The 16,761-nt window shown below is 61.0% G+C and carries 13 protein-coding genes; all 13 read right to left on the bottom strand.

Annotated elements, in window-relative coordinates:
• Positions 1–5 precede the first annotated feature (5 nt).
• Positions 6–824 carry a sulfate ABC transporter permease subunit CysT gene (gene cysT, locus FS777_RS03950; RefSeq protein ID WP_058602851.1) on the bottom strand — a complete coding sequence of 273 codons (819 nt, stop codon included), beginning with the start codon at positions 822–824 and terminating at the stop codon, positions 6–8.
• A gap of 83 nt (positions 825–907) precedes the next feature.
• Positions 908–1,915: a sulfate ABC transporter substrate-binding protein gene (locus FS777_RS03955; RefSeq protein ID WP_058602850.1), complete on the bottom strand. Its 1,008-nt coding sequence runs from the start codon at positions 1,913–1,915 to the stop codon at positions 908–910.
• A gap of 47 nt (positions 1,916–1,962) precedes the next feature.
• Complete coding sequence (oscA, locus tag FS777_RS03960; protein ID WP_003248957.1) at positions 1,963–2,145, bottom strand: sulfur starvation response protein OscA; 183 nt, start codon at positions 2,143–2,145, stop codon at positions 1,963–1,965.
• 737 nt (positions 2,146–2,882) lie between these two features.
• Positions 2,883–5,936 carry an efflux RND transporter permease subunit gene (locus FS777_RS03965; RefSeq protein ID WP_078479325.1) on the bottom strand — a complete coding sequence of 1,018 codons (3,054 nt, stop codon included), beginning with the start codon at positions 5,934–5,936 and terminating at the stop codon, positions 2,883–2,885.
• Positions 5,933–7,000, bottom strand: coding sequence for an efflux RND transporter periplasmic adaptor subunit (locus FS777_RS03970; RefSeq protein WP_058638173.1), 1,068 nt, complete (start codon positions 6,998–7,000; stop codon positions 5,933–5,935). The genes FS777_RS03965 and FS777_RS03970 overlap by 4 nt, the downstream gene beginning before the upstream one ends.
• Positions 6,997–8,085 (bottom strand): efflux RND transporter periplasmic adaptor subunit, encoded by a 1,089-nt coding sequence (locus FS777_RS03975; RefSeq protein ID WP_078479326.1) that lies wholly within the window; start codon positions 8,083–8,085, stop codon positions 6,997–6,999. Before FS777_RS03975 ends, FS777_RS03970 begins: the two co-directional genes overlap by 4 nt.
• Positions 8,086–8,317: 232 nt before the next feature.
• Positions 8,318–9,208, bottom strand: a complete 891-nt coding sequence (locus tag FS777_RS03980) for an ABC transporter permease subunit (RefSeq protein ID WP_023532426.1) — start codon at positions 9,206–9,208, stop codon at positions 8,318–8,320.
• A complete protein-coding gene (locus FS777_RS03985) occupies positions 9,205–10,125 on the bottom strand; it encodes an ABC transporter permease subunit (RefSeq protein WP_058638175.1) in 921 nt (306 codons plus the stop codon). The genes FS777_RS03980 and FS777_RS03985 overlap by 4 nt, the downstream gene beginning before the upstream one ends.
• Positions 10,122–11,264 carry a polyamine ABC transporter ATP-binding protein gene (potA, locus tag FS777_RS03990; protein ID WP_058602845.1) on the bottom strand — a complete coding sequence of 381 codons (1,143 nt, stop codon included), beginning with the start codon at positions 11,262–11,264 and terminating at the stop codon, positions 10,122–10,124. Before potA ends, FS777_RS03985 begins: the two co-directional genes overlap by 4 nt.
• A 67-nt stretch (positions 11,265–11,331) precedes the next feature.
• Entirely contained in the window at positions 11,332–12,426 is a 1,095-nt protein-coding gene (locus FS777_RS03995) for a polyamine ABC transporter substrate-binding protein (protein ID WP_078479327.1), read from the bottom strand.
• A 158-nt stretch (positions 12,427–12,584) separates the two neighbouring features.
• Positions 12,585–13,682: a polyamine ABC transporter substrate-binding protein gene (locus tag FS777_RS04000; protein ID WP_058638177.1), complete on the bottom strand. Its 1,098-nt coding sequence runs from the start codon at positions 13,680–13,682 to the stop codon at positions 12,585–12,587.
• 160 nt (positions 13,683–13,842) lie between these two features.
• Positions 13,843–15,204, bottom strand: coding sequence for an aspartate aminotransferase family protein (locus FS777_RS04005; RefSeq protein WP_058602842.1), 1,362 nt, complete (start codon positions 15,202–15,204; stop codon positions 13,843–13,845).
• Positions 15,205–15,252: 48 nt separating this feature from the next.
• Positions 15,253–16,611, bottom strand: a complete 1,359-nt coding sequence (locus FS777_RS04010; RefSeq protein WP_058602841.1) for a glutamine synthetase family protein — start codon at positions 16,609–16,611, stop codon at positions 15,253–15,255.
• Positions 16,612–16,761 lie beyond the last annotated feature (150 nt).

A 16,761-nucleotide genomic window follows, 5' to 3' on the forward strand; every position in this document is an offset into this window, starting at 1 on the left:
CTCCTTCAAGGGGTTTCGATGCGGCGCTGCAACAAGTTGATCAGCAGCAGCAGGATGAAGGAAACCACCAGCATCAACACGCCGATGGCGGTAGCGCCGGTGTAGTCGTACTGGTCGAGCTTGACCATGATCAGCAAGGGCAGGATCTCGGTTTTCATCGGCATGTTGCCGGCGATGAAAATGACCGATCCGTATTCACCCACCCCACGGGCGAACGCCAGGGCAAAGCCGGTGAGCCAGGCCGGCAGCAGGGCCGGGGCCAGCACATGGCGAAACACCTGCAGCGGTCTGGCGCCCAGGCAGGCAGCGGCTTCTTCGACCTCGCGTGGGATGTCTGCCAGCACTGGCTGTACCGTGCGCACTACGAACGGCAGGGTGACGAACGTCAATGCCAGGGTAATGCCCAGAGGGGTATAGGCGATCTTGAAGCCCAGGTCGGTCGCGAACTGGCCGACCCAGCCCGCCGGCGCGTACAGCGCAGTGAGCGCAATGCCGGCCACTGCCGTTGGAAGGGCGAAGGGCAAATCGATCATCGCGTCGATGATCTTGCGTCCGGGGAAGGTGTAGCGCACCAGCACCCAGGCCAGCAGCGTCCCGATCACACCATTGATGATCGCGGCAAACAGGGCGGTGCCAAAGCTCAGCTTCAGCGCGGCGATGACCCGCGGCGCGCTGATGATGGTCCAGAACTGTTCGAAGGTCAGCTGTGAGGCATGGATGAACATGGCCGCCAGCGGTATCAGCACAATCAGGCTGAGGTACACCAAGGTGTATCCCAGCGTCAGCCCGAAGCCGGGTATGACGGGGGAAATGCGACGTGACATAGAGATCCCTGGTTGAATGCACGTGGCCCGGGAACCATCCCGGGCCGTGATAGGCGTCCGAATTTCGGGTTATTCCTTGGCCCTTACTGTGCCTGATAGATCTGGTCGAACACACCGCCGTCGTTGAAGAATTTTGGCTGTGCGCTCTTCCAGCCGCCGAAGTCCTTGTCGATGGTCACCAGGTCCAGCTTGGGGAACTGCTTGCCAAATTCAGCCGCCACCTTCTCGTCACGCGGGCGGTAGAAGTTCTCGGCAGCAATCTTCTGCCCAGCCGGGCTGTAAAGGTGTTTCAGGTACTCGGTAGCGATTTCGGTATTGCCCTTTTTCTCGGCATTCTTGTCGACTACCGCCACAGGCGGCTCGGCCAGAATCGACAGCGATGGCACGACGATGTCGAACTTGTCAGCCCCACCGTCCTCCTTCAACGCCAGGAAGGCTTCGTTTTCCCAGGCCAGCAGCACATCGCCCTGACCGTTGTTGACGAAGGTGATGGTCGAGCCGCGGGCGCCGGTGTCCAGTACTGGCACGTGCTTGAACAGCTCCTGCACGTAGGCTTTTGCCTTGTCCTCGCTACCGCCGGTTTTCAGGCCATAGGCCCAAGCGGCGAGGAAGTTCCAGCGCGCGCCCCCGGAAGTCTTGGGGTTTGGGGTAATGACCGAGACGTCCTTCTTGATCAGGTCGCCCCAGTCCTTGATGCCCTTGGGGTTGCCCTTGCGTACCAGGAATACGATGGTCGAGGTGTAGGGGGTGCTGGCGTCCGGCAGGCGAGTCTGCCAGTTTTCCGGCAGAGTCTTGCCGAGCTTGGCGATTTCGTCGATGTCCCCGGCCAAGGCCAGGGTCACCACGTCGGCGCGCAGACCGTCAATCACCGCACGGCCCTGTTTGCCCGAGCCGCCATGGGACTGCTGGATCTTCACCTTGTCGCCCGGATGGGCCTGCTGCCAGTGCTTGATGAACTCGGCGTTGTATTGCTGGTACAGCTCGCGGGTCGGGTCGTAGGACACGTTCAGCAGTTCGTAATCCTTGGCGATGGCGGAACCGGCAAAAACAGCACTGGCCAGAGCGGCAAGCGCATAACGGCGGATGGACATGGTGAAGCTCCCGATGGCATTTTTTAGTTCTGGAAGGTGGGGCGTGTTCAGCCGGGCTTGTTGCCAGGCTGCTGCAGACGGAACTTCTCCTTGCGCTCGATCTGTACCACCTGGGCGTTGTGCACGGTGATTTCCACGGCGCCAAAGCGCAGATCGCGCAGCGCGCTCTGGATCTCACGCAAGATGGTGGCTTCGTCCTGACCGTCGATACTGCGCAGCGATGCACTCATGCTCGTTCTCCTTGGAGTGAGATTGCCGGGCAGAGGTTTGAATGAGAGTTTGCGCCTGGCGTGAGGGCAATAGTAGTGGGGGCGAATTATTCTTAAAAATACTATTTAAGAATGCTTATATAACTTTTTTTAAGATTATTTGATGCCCTTTCTGCATGGATTCATTAGCGCTGCGCACGCGCTCAGTGGCGTACTCGCGTCTAGCAACCCCTCGCCTGAAAGCGGGCTATGACACGGAGAGTCGCTGGCCTCGGGATCGTGGCTCACGGCAGCGACCTGCCAAAGCCTACAGCTGCGGGTGCAGGTCCCCATTGTAGATACAAGGAGCGACCTCTCCGGGTCGCCAGACCGGCGAGGCCGCACACATGGGGGATCGGCTAGCCTTCCAGGGGCGGTGCAAGGCAGTTGCTTCGGCATGGCCCCCAGGCACGGTAATTCAGTCATCACACGGTCAAGGTAGGAGCAACTATCTTTCACCGCATCTAAGGGCCAGCATCTCTGGGGCTGCTGCGCAGCCCATCGCGGCACTAGGCCGCTCCTACCGTGATCGTGGGATGGCTGAAGTAGTGCGATTGCGGAAGCAACTGCCTTTCACCGCATCTAGGGTCCAGCGCCCCCCCGTGTGGGAGCGGCCTTGCGCCGCGATGGGCTGCGCAGCAGCCCCAGGGTTTCAGCTTCGTAGCGCGCAATATCGGGGCCGCTTTGCGGCCCAGCTGGCAAGCGACGCGTATCGCGCCTCAACCTTCCTGACGAGGCTCCCGAATCTTGTAGGACGCTACATACAGCGCCGGCAAGAACAGCAGCGTGAGCAAGGTCGCCACGATGATGCCGCCGATCATGGCGTAGGCCATCGGGCCCCAGAACACCTCGCGGGCAATCGGGATCATGCCCAGGCTGGCGGCGGCAGCAGTCAGCAGAATCGGCCGGCGACGATGGTTGGTCGCCTCGACCACGGCGTCCCAAGGCGAGTATCCCTGGGCTTCGAACTCATCGATTTGGGTCACCAGAATCACCGAGTTGCGAATGATGATGCCGGCCAGCGCCAAAATACCCAGAATCGCCACGAAGCCCATTGGCGTGCCGGTCGGCACCAGCGCCAACACCACGCCGATGAGCCCCAATGGCGCCACGCTGATCACCAGGAACAGCTTCTTCACACTGTGCAATTGGATCATCAGGAACGTGGCCATGAGGAACAGCATCAGCGGGATCACCTTAGCGATGGGCCCCTGGGCCTTGCCGCTCTCTTCCACCGTACCGCCGGTTGCAATCTCATAGCCGGTGGGCAACTGGCTAGCGAATTTGTCGATATCCGGCTTGAGCTGGGCCACCAGGTCCGTGGGTTGGATATCGCCGTTGACCGAGGCCTTGAGTGTGATCGTCGGCTTGCGATCGCGGCGCCAGACCAGGGGCTGCTCCTGTTCGTAGCGCACGGTGGCAAACGCCAGCAGCGGGATCGAGGTGCCATTGGGCGTTAGGATCTGCAGGTTTTGCAGCGTATCGGGGGAGCCCCGCTCGCTGTCCACGGCGCGGGCCACCACATCGATCAGATAGATATCGTCGTTGACTTGGGTGACGGGTACGCCGGTGACGATGCTGTTCATCACATTGGCCACGTCTTCCGACGACAACCCCAGCTGACGGGCCTTGTCCTGGGCGATATCGATGCGCAGCACTTTGCCCGGCTCGTTCCAGTCGTAGATCATTTCGCCGATGTTGGGGTTCTTGTCCAGCAGCGTCGCCAGCTCGATGGCATGCTTGCGCACCTGGTCGATGTCCTTGCCGCTGACCCGGTACTGGATCGGCCGCCCCACCGGAGGCCCCATTTCCAGCGACTGGACGTTCGAGCCGATACCCACAAAATCCTCGCGCAGGCGCTTCTGCAGGCGGGCGATGAGTTCACCGCGCTCCTCCAGGCCTTTGCTCACGATGACCAACTGCGCGTAGTAGGGGTTCTGCAACTGCTGGTCCAATGGCAGGTAGAAGCGCACCGCACCCTGGCCGATGTAGGTGCTCCAGTGGTCGATGCTCTCATCGTCCTTGAGCGTTGCCTCCAGCTGGTCGACCACCTTGCGGGTTTCCTGGATCGACGCATTCTGTGGCAGGTTCAGATCGACCAGGATTTCCGGACGGTCCGATGCAGGGAAGAACTGGTTCTGTACGAAGCGCATGCAGAACACTGCCAGGGCGAACAGCACCACGGTGCCGATGATGGTCAACCAGCGGTGGCGCATGCTCCACAACAAACCCTGTTCGAACGCCCGGGCCACCTTGCCCGGCTTGTCATCATGGGACTTCACCTTCCGGGCGTTGAGAATGTGCACACCCAGCACGGGGGCGAAGAACACGGCGACCACCCACGACACCAACAGCGCCACGGCAATGACTGCGAACAGCGTAAAGGTGTATTCGCCGGCCGAACTGGCGTTCAGGCCGATCGGCACGAAACCGGCCACGGTCACCAGCGTACCGGTGAGCATGGGAAAGGCCGTGGAGGTATAGGCGAACGTCGCGGCATCCTGCTTGCTCTCGCCCATCTCAAGGCGTGTGACCATGACCTCCACCGTGATCATGGCGTCATCGACCAGCAGCCCCAGCGCAATGATCAACGCACCCAGCGAGATACGCTGCATGGTGATGCCGCTGTATTCCATGAACACGAACACCATGGCCAGCACCAGCGGGATCGAGCACGCCACCACCAGGCCTGCACGTACGCCAAGGCTGACGAAGCTGACGGCCAATACGATGATCACCGCCTCGAACAGCGCGCTAGTGAAGCCACCGACGGCCTTCTCCACCACTGTGGCCTGGTTGGACACCGTGTGCACATCGACGCCTACCGGAAGCTCGTTGGTAATGCGCTGCATGGTCTGCTTCAGGGCCTTGCCAAACTCCTGGATGTTGCCGCCCTTCTGCATGCCGATGGCAAGGCCCAGGGCCGTCTTGCCGTTGTAGCGGAACATTGGCGCAGGCGGATCGGCATAGCCGCGCTCGACCTGAGCAACATCTGCCAGGCGGTAGAAGCGGTTGTTGATGCGCAGGTTGACGTTCTCAAGGTCCTTTTCCGAGGCGAACTGCCCGCTGGTCCGTACGGAGATACGCTCCGGCCCGGCCTCGATCACGCCCGCTGGCGTCACGCTGTTCTGCGTCTGCAAAGCCTGCATCACCTGACGCTGGTCGATACCCAAGGCAGCGAGCTTGCGGGTGGAGAAGTTCAGGTAGAGCACTTCGTCCTGGATACCGACCATTTCGATTTTGCCGATATTGGGCACTTCACGGACCTCGGCCCGCACCCGCTCCACATAATCACGCAACTGACGCAGGCTCAGCCCGTCGGCGGTGAAAGCGTAGATGGAACCGAATACGTCGCCGAATTCATCGTTGAAGCCAGGGCCCTGCAAGCCCTCGGGGAAATCGCCGCGAATGTCCTGGATCTTCTTGCGTACCTGGTACCAGATCTGCGGTATTTCGTCTGCCTTGGTGGTGTCGCGCAGGTAGACGAACACCGTTGATTCACCTGGCCGGGTATAGCTCTTGGTGTAGTCGAGCGAATCGAGCTCCTCGAGCTTCTTCTCGATCCGGTCGGTGACCTGCAGCAGCGTCTCCTCCTGGGTAGCGCCAGGCCAGCGAGTCTGGATCACCATGGTCTTGATGGTGAAGGACGGGTCTTCTTCGCGGCCGAGGTTGAAGTACGAAAAGATGCCCATGAGCAGGCCGACGAACATCAGGTACCACACGAACGACTGATGCTTGAGCGCCCATTCGGACAGGTTGAAGCTTCCTTTCATTGCGCATCCTCGTCGAAGGTGACCTGCTGGCCAGGCTTGAGGCTATTGACGCCGGCGATCACCACCCGCTCCCCAGGCTGTACGCCTGATGAGACGACGATGCGGTCTTCGTTTCGGTCGATCAGGGTCACGTCGCGCAAAGCGACAGTTTTCTGTTGAGGTTCGACGACCCACACCTGGGTCTTGCCATCGCGCTCGAGCAGAGCGCTAGCCGGCAGTTCGCTGCGCGGAGAAACCTGCGAGCTGAGGGTGACGCTGACGGCAGTCCCCAGATGGAAGGTTTCAGGGGTACTGGCCAAGGTCAGCCGCGCACGCCGGGTGCGGGTGGTGGCATCGGCCTTGGGCTCGAGCTCGCGCAAGGTGGCGGTGGTGTTGACGGCAGGGTTGAGCTGCGAGGCAACGGTGAAGGTCAGGTCCGGGGCCAACTGCTCGGCAATGCCAATGGGCAGGTCGATCACGGCTTCCTTCACGTCTGGCCTGGCCAGCTTGACCACCGCCTGCCCAGCGGTGACGGTTTGCCCAGCCTCGGCCTGCCAAGCGGTGATCACCGCCGCATGATCGCTGCGCAGCGTGGTGTAGCCGAGCTGATCACGGGCCTGACTGACCGAGGACCTGGCCTGCTCCAACGTGGCGCCGGCGGTTTTCAGGTTGGTCTGGGCAATGTCCAGCTGGGCCTGAGCACCCACGCCGCGGTCGTACAACTGTTGTTGCCGGCGGGCGTCGGACTGCGCGTTGATCCACTGCGCCTGCACCCTGGCTAGGTCGCCTTCAGCTGCACGCAGTTGGTTTTGCTGGTCGGTCGGATCCAGCGTGGCCAGCGTATCGCCCGCTTTGACCTGGGCACCGACGTCCAGCCAACGGCGTGCGATGCGACCGCCTACGCGAAAGCCCAAGGTACTTTCGTAGCGCGCTTCGATGACGCCTGCAAAGCGGCCCAGGCGGGCCTGCAACTGAGGTTGCACCACTACCGACAGCACGGGGCGAACCGGCTCTGGCGGCTGCTCTTGCTTGCCGCACCCGACAAGCAACACACCGGCACACATCAGTGTTAGCCAAGGCTTCATAGCGGGCTCTCCGGCGCTTTGGCGGGGACTTTTTCAACTTTCATGCCGGGGTGCAGCAGCTGCCCGCCGGTCACCACGACGACTTCGCCACCGTCGAGGCCCTTACCGATGACCACGGTGCCGGTCAGGTAGCGGCTCACTTCGACTTCCCGCAACTGCACCTTGTCGCCCTCACCCACGATCCATACGGCGGGTTTCTTCAGGCCTTTGGTCAGTGCCGACCAAGGCAGCTCGACACTCGGCTTGCCCCGCCCCTGCGTGGTCACGGTGACGGGCGCGCCCAACTGCATGGCAGGCGGAACGTCCTGCAGACCGACCTTGACCTGTACCGTACCGCTCTGGGCCGAGACGGTGGGCGTGATTTCCCTCACCGCCCCACGGGCTTGTACCTTGGGATCGTCCAGCAGGCTGACCACCACGCTGGCATCGCTCGGGGTGCCTGCCAACAGGGACTCATAGACGTTGAACACCGCATCACGCTCGCCATCCCGGGCCAGGCTGAAGATCGGCATGGTCGCTTGCACCACTTGGCCTACCTCGGCCTGGCGCTCGGTGATCACACCATCGGCCTCTGATACCAGCGCGGTATAGCTCAACTGCTCGTTGGCGTTCGCCAGCTGAGCCTGTGCGGCCTTCAGGGCGCTCTGGTTGCTGCGCAGCGAGGCCTGGGCAGCATCGTATTCGCTTTGGCTGGTATAGCCCTTGGGCAGCAGTTTCTGCTGGCGGACGAAGGCGGCTTGGGTCTGGGTTACACGCGCCTGGGCGGCGAACACCTCGGCCTTGGCCGAGGCGACGTTGTTCTGCAGGTCCTTGGGGTCAAGCCGCGCCAGCACCTGCTTGGCCTTGACGTGATCGCCCACATCCACCGCGCGCGAGATGATCTTGCCGCCTACGCGGAAAGAAAGGTCGGTTTGCACACGCGCCTGGATATCACCGGTCAGGGTCACCCTGGCAGCGAAATCAGCAGATTGGACAGTCTGCACCCCCACGCGAGGCAGGGTTCCTTCGGGCTCACTCTTGCTGCAGCCCGTGAGCAAGCCCAGCACCCCCAAGCCGGTGACCAGCAGCACACGCGACAACGTCATGGAGGCTCCTTTCTTGCGCGCAAAAGATTCATGCATGCGATTCGCCAGGTAAGCCGGGGTTCCATAATTCTTATTGGAGTACTAGAGGCCCTGCCTACTTCAGGCCCCTGGGCGGCTTTGTTAGGTCAGGTATAGCGAGCTCCAGCAATTGTGTCAGTACCGCATTCTCTCAAGATCACGGGCGCTGGGTCGGGCGTAGCTGATCGTCTGCAAGCGAGCAGCTACGCCTCAATCAGATCGGCGCCACCGGCGCCGGGCGCCGTACCTGTGGCTGCGAGGCGTTGGCCGCCGCGCCCTCTTCGATGGCTTGCTGTATGGCCTTGCGGCGGCGCTCCTCGGCACGGCGGCTGAAGTACCAGACGAAGAACGTAACCAACGAGACGGACAGCAGAATCAGGCTGGCCACGGCGTTGATCTCCGGCTTCACGCCCAGGCGCACCGCCGAGAACACTTCCATGGGCAACGTGGTCGAGCCTGGCCCGGACACGAAGCTTGCCAGCACCAGGTCATCGAGCGACAGCGCGAACGACATCATGCCGCCGGCCGCCAGCGATGGCGCAATCATGGGGATGGTGATCAGGAAGAACACCTTCCACGGCTTGGCTCCCAGGTCCATGGCCGCTTCCTCGATCGACAGGTCCAGTTCACGCAACCGCGCCGACACGACAACCGCCACATAGGCTGCACAGAAGGTGGTGTGGGCGATCCAGATGGTGACCACGCCACGCTCCTGCGGCCAACCGATCAATTGCGCCATGGCCACGAACAGCAGCAACAGCGACAGACCGGTGATGACTTCAGGCATCACCAGCGGCGCAGTGACCAGGCCGCCGAACAAGGTGCGCCCGCGGAAGCGGGTGACCCGGGTCAGCACGAAAGCGGCCATGGTGCCCAACGCAACCGCTGCCACCGCCGTGTAGCAGGCAATTTCCAGCGAGCGCATCACCGAGCCGATCAGCTGGGTGTTGTCCAGCAGGCCGACGTACCACTTCACCGACCACCCACCCCACACCGTCACCAACTTGGAGGCGTTGAACGAGTAGATGACCAGAATCACCATCGGCAAGTAAATGAACAGCAAGCCGAACACCAGCATCAGCTTGGAAAAACCGAAGCGCTTCATGCCCTGCCCTCCATTTCCTTGGCCTGGCTGCGGTTGAACAGCAGAATCGGCACGATCAGGATCGCCAGCATCACCACCGCCAGCGCGGAGGCCACCGGCCAGTCACGGTTGTTGAAGAACTCCTGCCACAACACCTTGCCGATCATCAGGGTTTCCGGACCGCCGAGCAGCTCGGGGATCACGAATTCGCCCACCACGGGGATGAATACCAGCATACAACCGGCGATGATGCCGTTTTTCGACAGCGGCACGGTGATTTTCCAGAAACTGTTGAAGGTGCTCGAGCCCAGGTCAGATGCCGCTTCGAGCAGGCTTGGGTCATGCTTCACCAGGTTGGCGAACAAGGGCAGGATCATGAACGGCAGGTAGGAATAGACCACGCCGATATACACCGCCAGGTTGGTGTTCAGGATCTGCAGCGGCTGGTCGATCAGCCCGGTCCACATCAGAAAGCCGTTGAGCAAACCGTTGTTGCTGAGAATGCCCATCCAGGCATACACGCGGATCAGGATCGCGGTCCAGGTCGGCATCATGATCAGCAGCAGCAGGACGGTCTGGGTTTCCTTCTTGGCATTGGCGATGGCGTAGGCCATCGGGTAGCCGATCAGCAGGCAAAGCAGCGTGCTGATGAACGCCATCTTAAGCGAACCCAGGTAGGCCGAGATATACAGGTCGTCCTCGGTCAGCAAACCGTAGTTGGCCAGGTTGAGCACCAACTGGATCTTGTCCTCGACGTAGCTGTAGATCTCGGTATAAGGCGGGATCGCCACGTCAGCTTCGGCGAAGCTGATCTTCAGGACGATGAAGAACGGCAGCATGAAGAACAGGAACAGCCACACGAAAGGAACACCGATCACCAGGTGCCGCCCCTCAGGGGTGATGCGCCGGAACGCTCGCTTGAGCTTGCGCAGCTTCATGACCGCAGTACCACGCCGCTGTCGTCTTCCCACCATACGTAGACTTCATCGTCCCACGTAGGGCGCGCGCCTTGGCGCTCGGCGTTGGCGACGAACGACTGCACCACCTTGCCACTGGGTAGCTTGACGTAGAACACCGAATGACCGCCCAGGTAGGCGATGTCATGGATCTTGCCGCGCGACCAGTTGTACTCGAAGTCAGGCTGGACAGTGGTGACCAGCATCTTTTCCGGGCGCAGCGCATAGGTGATGTGCTTGTCTTCCACGGAGGTGGAAACACCATGCCCGACGTAGATCTTGCGCTCAAGTTCAGGCGAGGCGATCAGGGCATGACCTTCGGCATCGTCGATCACCTCGGCATCGAACAGGTTGACGTTGCCGATGAATTCGCAGACCAGGCGGCTGGTCGGGGTTTCGTAGATATCCACCGGCGAGCCGATCTGAGCGATCCAGCCCAGGTGCATGATGGCAATGCGCTGGGCCATGGTCATGGCCTCTTCCTGGTCGTGGGTCACCATCACGCAGGTCACACCGACGCGCTCGATGATTTCCACCAGCTCCAGTTGCATCTGCGAACGCAGCTTCTTGTCCAGGGCGCCCATCGGCTCGTCCAGCAGCAACAGCTTGGGGCGCTTGGCCAGGGAGCGAGCCAAGGCCACGCGCTGGCGCTGGCCACCGGAGAGCTGATGCGGTTTGCGCTTGGCGTACTGGGTCATGTGCACCAGCTTGAGCATCTCGGCCACGCGGGCGTCGACCTCGGCCTTGGGCAAGCGGTCCTGCTGCAGGCCGAAGGCGATGTTCTGCGCCACGGTCATGTGCGGGAACAGGGCGTAGGACTGGAACATCATGTTGATCGGCCGCTCGTAGGGCGGCATGTCGGTGATGTCCACACCGTCCAGGAAGATGCGCCCTTCGGTGGGGCGTTCGAAGCCTGCCAGCATGCGCAGCAAGGTCGACTTACCGGAGCCGGAACCGCCGAGCAAGGCGAAGATTTCGCCCTTGCGGATTTCCAGGGACACATCGTCCACCGCTACCGTTTCGTCGAATTTTTTCGTGACCCGGTCGATCTTGACCAGCACCTGCTTGGGTTGCTGGCCACCCTCGAGGGCTTTCTTATAGGCGCCGGAGGCAACTGCCATGAGTGAAACTCCCAACAAGATTTTTGTGCCCGCGCGGCCTGCCAGGCAGGTCGCGGGGTGAGGTGGATTACTTGCCCGACTTGACCTTGGTCCAGCTGCGGGTCATCAGGCGCTGCACCTTGGGCGGCAGCTCTGAGTTCACGAACATCTTGTCCAGCACATCCTGCGGTGGATAGACCGCAGCGTCAGTCCTCACGGCCTGGTCCATCAGGTCGCCAGCCTTCGAGTTAGGGTTGGCATAACCGACGTAATCACTGACCTGGGCGATAACCTCAGGTTTCAGCAAATAGTTGATCAAGGCATGCGCCTGCTCCACGTTCCTGGCGTCCTTGGGGATCGCCAGCACGTCGAACCAGAGGTTGCCGCCTTCTTTAGGAATGGCATAAGCCAGGTTCACGCCCTTCTTCGCCTCTTCGGCGCGGGCCTTGGCCTGGAACACATCACCCGAGAAACCCGCCGCGACACAGATGTTGCCGTTGGCAAGGTCGGTGATGTACTTGGACGAATGGAAGTAGGTCACGTAGGGACGCACCGCCAGCAGCTTCTGCTCGGCCTTGGCGTAATCCTTGGGGTTGGTGCTGTTGGGATCCAGGCCCATGTAGTTGAGGACGGCCGGTAGCATTTCGTCCGCCGAGTCGAGGAAGGCCACACCGCACTTGGACAACTTCTTCATGTTCTCGGGTTCGAACAGCACCGCCCAGGAATCGATGGTATCGACGCCAAGCGCCTCCTTGACCTTGTCGACGTTATACCCGATACCATTGGTGCCCCACAGGTAAGGCACGGCATACAGGTTGCCCGGATCGTTCTTCTCCAGACGCTTCATCAGCGCAGGATCAAGGTTCGCGTAATTGGGTAGCAGTGTCTTGTCGAGCTTCTGGAAAGCGCCCGCCTTGATCTGCTTGCCCAGGAAATGGTTGGAAGGCACGACCACGTCATAGCCGGTCCTGCCGGCCAGCAGCTTACCTTCCAGGGTCTCGTTGGAATCGAAGACATCCTGCACCGGCTTGATGCCCGTGGCTTTCTCGAAGCCCGCGAGGGTATCAGGGCCGATATAGTCGGACCAGTTGTAGAAATGCACCGTAGGCGCCGCTTGGACGCTGCATGCCAGCGTCAGGCTCGCTGCAGCCATCATGGCCTTGCGTAATACAGAATTGGACAAGTGGGTGGTCCTCACAATCAGTGTCTGGGTAGCGACAATGCTGCCGCACACGCAAAACCGGCGCGCAACTTACCTTCGCAGCTTCGATGCCGCAATGTTCAATTGCCTTTCACTGGTTTCGGACCGGGAATACCCGGCCCGAAAATGCTACATCAGGCTTATTTGCCCGATTTGATCTTGGTCCAGCTGCGGGTAATCACCCGTTGCACTGCTGCCTCAGGGGCGGCAATGGCGTACAGCTGCTTTTTCACTTCAGCGGACGGATAGATGCTTGGGTCGCTGGTGATTTCCTTGTCCACGAAGGCGGTCGCGGCCTTGTTGCCGTTGGGGAAGCGCACGGCATTGGTGATTTCGGCCATGACTTGCGGCTGCATCAGGAAGTCCATGAACTTGTAGGCCGCTTCCTTGTGCTCGGCATCCTTGGGCATGGCAACCATGTCATAGAAGGTGCCGGCGCCTTCTTTCGGAATCACGTAGTCCAGCTTGACCTTGTCCCCCGCCTCGTGGGCGCGGGTCTTGGACTGTTCCAGGTCACCCGAGTAGCCGACTGCCAGGCAGATGTTGCCGTTGGCCAGGTCGCCAATGTACTTGGAGGAATGGAAGTAGGTGATCGAAGGACGGATCTTGAGGAACAGGTCCTCGGCAGCCTTGAGGTCTTCCTTCTTGGTGCTGTTGGTCGGCAGGCCCAGGTAATGCAGGGCAGCTGGCAGCATTTCGGTTGGGGCATCAAGGAAGCTCACGCCACAGCTCTTGAGCTTGGCGATGTTCTCTGGCTTGAAGACCACGTCCCAGGAGTCGATCTTGTCCACGCCCAGCGCGGCCTTGACCTTCTCGGGGTTGTAGCCGATGCCGATCGAGCCCCACATGTAGGGGAAGGCGTATTTGTTGCCCGGGTCACTGGCATCGCCCACGGCCTTGAGCAGGTCCTCGTCGAGGTTCTTCCAGTTGGGCAGCTTGGTGCGATCGAGTTCCTGGTAGACGCCAGCTTTGATCTGCTTGGCCAGGAAGTTGTTGGAAGGCACCACGATGTCATAGCCGGACTTGCCGGCCAGCAACTTGGCCTCCAGGGTTTCGTTGCTGTCGAACACGTCGTACTTGACCTTTATGCCCGACTCTTTCTCGAACTTGGCGATGGTGTCCGGAGCGATGTAGTCCGACCAGTTGTAGACGTTCAGTACCTTGTCTTCAGCCTGTACAGCCCCGACCACTGCGCCCATCAGCGCGGCGGCCAACAACGTCTTGCCCATATTCTTCATGCGTCATGCTCCAGAGTGTTCGATTAGCTATCCGTTCAGAAGCCGGGTCCCGCAGTACACGCGTGTGGGCGACTGAAGCAGCCGCTAGTCTGGCAAGTTACAAGGCCCGGTTTCAAGGAAACCTGGCCCTTGTAACGACTTAATGTCACATCGCTAGCTGTCAGCGAATCGCTTCGAGCGTCAGGTCCAGGCATTTACGTGCCTTTTCCACCAGTTCGTCGATCTCGGCCGGGCTGATGACCAGAGGTGGCGCGATGATCATCGTGTCGCCAACAGCCCGCATGATCAGACCATTGTCGAAGCAGAAATTACGGCAGATCATGCCCGCGCCCTTGCCTTCGAAACGGCTGCGGGTCGCCTTGTCCTTGACCAGCTCGATCGCGCCGAGCAGGCCAACACCGCGCACCTCGCCCACCAGCGGGTGGTCCTGCAACTCACGCAGACGCTTTTGCAAATACGGTGCCGCTTCGGTGCGCGCTTTCTCGACGATTTGTTCGTCGCGCAGGATGCGCAGGTTTTCCAGGCCCACTGCGGCAGCCACAGGATGCCCCGAATAGGTGAAGCCGTGATTGAAATCCCCACCTTCGCTGAGCACCTTGGCCACCTTGTCACGCACGATCACACCGCCCATGGGGATGTAACCGGAGGTAAGGCCTTTGGCGATGGTCATCAGATCGGGCTTGAGGTCATAGAAATCCGAGCCGAACCACTGCCCTGTTCGCCCGAAGCCGCAAATGACTTCGTCGGCCACAAAGAGGATGTCGTAACGGGCCAGAATTTCCTTGATCTTCGGCCAGTAGGTGTCTGGCGGGATGATCACGCCACCTGCGCCCTGGATGGGCTCGGCGATGAACGCTGCGACGTTGTCCTCGCCGACTTCGAGAATTTTCTTTTCCAGTTGCTCCGCAGCCCAGACCCCGAACGCCTCCGGTGTCATGTCACCGCCCTCGCCATACCAGTACGGCTGGGGGATGTGCACCACGCCCGGGATGGGCAGGCCGCCTTGCTCGTGCATGCCACTCATGCCGCCCAGGCTGGCGCCGGCCACGGTGGAGCCGTGATAACCGTTGACCCGGCCGATCAGGGTCTGCTTGCTCGGTTTGCCCTTGAGTGCCCAGTAATGGCGAACCATGCGCAGCACCGTGTCGTTGCCTTCGGAGCCTGAACTGGTGAAGAACACATGGCTCATGCCCTCGGGCGCCACTTGGGTGATCGCCTTGGCCAACTCCAGCGCCGGAGGATGGGCGGTCTGGAAGAACAGGTTGTAGTAGGGCAGCTCACGCATCTGCCGCTCTGCCGCCTGAACCAGCTCCTCACGCCCATACCCCACGGCCACGCACCACAGGCCAGCCATGCCGTCGAGAATCTTGTGCCCCTCGCTGTCCCACAAATGCACGCCCTGCGCCTTGGTGATAATGCGCGGCCCCTTGTCCTTGAGCTGCTTGTAGTCGCTGAAAGGCGCGAGGTGATGCTCGCCACTGAGGGCTTGCCATTCACGGGTTTGCGGGTTGTTCAGGCTCATGTGCTTCTCCGTTGACGGACGGCCGCGCGCCTGCGGGGCCGAGGTTGATCAAACTGCGAACAGCAGGAATTCACGCTCCCAGGAACTGATGACGCGCTTGAAGTTCTCGTGCTCGGCACGCTTGGTGGCCACGTAGCCGGCGATGAATTTCTTGCCCAGGTACTGCTCCAGGGCGCGGCTGTTTTCCATGCGCTCCAGGGCGTCCTCGATGGTCAGCGGCAGGCGCAGGTTGCGGCGCTCGTAACCCCGCCCTTGGACCGGGGCGCTGGCCTCGATACCTTCGACCATGCCGATGTAGCCACACAGCAGGCTCGCGGCGATGGCCAAGTACGGGTTGGCATCCGCACCCGGCAGGCGGTTTTCGACGCGCCGGCTTTGCGGGCCGGCGTCAGGCACGCGCAGGCCTACCGTACGATTTTCCTCGCCCCACTCCACGTTCACCGGTGCCGAGGTATCCGGAAGGAAGCGGCGGAACGAGTTCACGTTCGGCGCGAACAGCGGCAGCGCTTCGGGAATGAATTTCTGCAGGCCGCCAATGTGGTTCAGAAACAGCGTGCTCATGCTGCCGTCTTCATTGCTGAAGATATTCTTGCCGGTGGTTACGTCGACCACGCTCTGGTGCAGGTGCATCGCGCTGCCAGGCTCGCCGGTCATGGGCTTGGCCATGAAGGTGGCTGCCACGTTGTGCTTGAGCGCCGCTTCGCGCATGGTGCGCTTGAACACCAGGATCTGGTCGGCCAGGTGCAGGGCATCGCCGTGACGGAAGTTGATTTCCATCTGCGCCGTGCCGTCTTCGTGGATCAGCGTGTCGAGGTCCAACTGCTGCAATTCGCACCAGTCATAGACATCCTCGAACAGCGGGTCGAATTCGTTCGCAGCTTCGATGGAGAAGGACTGGCGCCCGGTTTCGGGCCGCCCCGAACGGCCCACCGGCGGTTGCAGCGGGAAGTCAGGGTCTTCGCTGCGCTTGGTCAGGTAGAACTCCATCTCGGGCGCGACGATGGGCTGCCAACCCTTGTCAGCGTACAGCTTGAGCACCTTCTTGAGCACGTTGCGCGGCGACAGCTCTACGGGGTTGCCCTTCTTGTCGTATGTATCGTGGATGACCTGTGCGGTCGGCTCGATGGCCCATGGCACCAGGAACACGGCATTCTCGTCAGGCCGGCAGATCATGTCGATGTCTGCAGGGTCCAGCAGCTCGTAATAGATGTCGTCGTCGACATAGTCGCCGGTCACTGTCTGCAGCAACACGCTCTCGGGCAGGCGCATGCCCTTCTCGGCGATGAACTTGTTGGTAGGCGAAATCTTGCCGCGCGTGATGCCGGTCAAGTCGCTGATCAGGCATTCGACTTCGGTGATCTTGTGCTCTTTCAACCAATCGGTGAGCTGGTCGAGGTTGTTACTCATAAATACCTCAGGAGGTAAGGTGGTCCGCGCCTTGATTCTGGATGCAGTGGATGGCTAAAGCAAAACCCCCGCGCAGGCGTACGGTGGATACACTGAAACCACGTGTGCCCGAGGCGATTTGTAACGGCAGAAAGAAGCGAAGCGTAGAGA

This window comes from Pseudomonas sp. DE0157 (genome assembly GCF_007678615.1).
Lineage (GTDB): Bacteria > Pseudomonadota > Gammaproteobacteria > Pseudomonadales > Pseudomonadaceae > Aquipseudomonas > Aquipseudomonas parafulva_B.

Coding starts and splice junctions, on each gene's coding strand:
- FS777_RS03970 (WP_058638173.1), bottom strand. CDS start 7,000: ATGAAGCCTTGGCTAACACTGATGTGTGCCGGTGTGTTGCTTGTCGGG.
- potA (WP_058602845.1), bottom strand. CDS start 11,264: ATGGCAGTTGCCTCCGGCGCCTATAAGAAAGCCCTCGAGGGTGGCCAG.
- cysT (WP_058602851.1), bottom strand. CDS start 824: ATGTCACGTCGCATTTCCCCCGTCATACCCGGCTTCGGGCTGACGCTG.
- FS777_RS03965 (WP_078479325.1), bottom strand. CDS start 5,936: ATGAAAGGAAGCTTCAACCTGTCCGAATGGGCGCTCAAGCATCAGTCG.
- FS777_RS03955 (WP_058602850.1), bottom strand. CDS start 1,915: ATGTCCATCCGCCGTTATGCGCTTGCCGCTCTGGCCAGTGCTGTTTTT.
- FS777_RS04000 (WP_058638177.1), bottom strand. CDS start 13,682: ATGAAGAATATGGGCAAGACGTTGTTGGCCGCCGCGCTGATGGGCGCA.
- FS777_RS04010 (WP_058602841.1), bottom strand. CDS start 16,611: ATGAGTAACAACCTCGACCAGCTCACCGATTGGTTGAAAGAGCACAAG.
- FS777_RS03980 (WP_023532426.1), bottom strand. CDS start 9,208: ATGAAGCGCTTCGGTTTTTCCAAGCTGATGCTGGTGTTCGGCTTGCTG.
- FS777_RS04005 (WP_058602842.1), bottom strand. CDS start 15,204: ATGAGCCTGAACAACCCGCAAACCCGTGAATGGCAAGCCCTCAGTGGC.
- oscA (WP_003248957.1), bottom strand. CDS start 2,145: ATGAGTGCATCGCTGCGCAGTATCGACGGTCAGGACGAAGCCACCATC.
- FS777_RS03975 (WP_078479326.1), bottom strand. CDS start 8,085: ATGACGTTGTCGCGTGTGCTGCTGGTCACCGGCTTGGGGGTGCTGGGC.
- FS777_RS03985 (WP_058638175.1), bottom strand. CDS start 10,125: ATGAAGCTGCGCAAGCTCAAGCGAGCGTTCCGGCGCATCACCCCTGAG.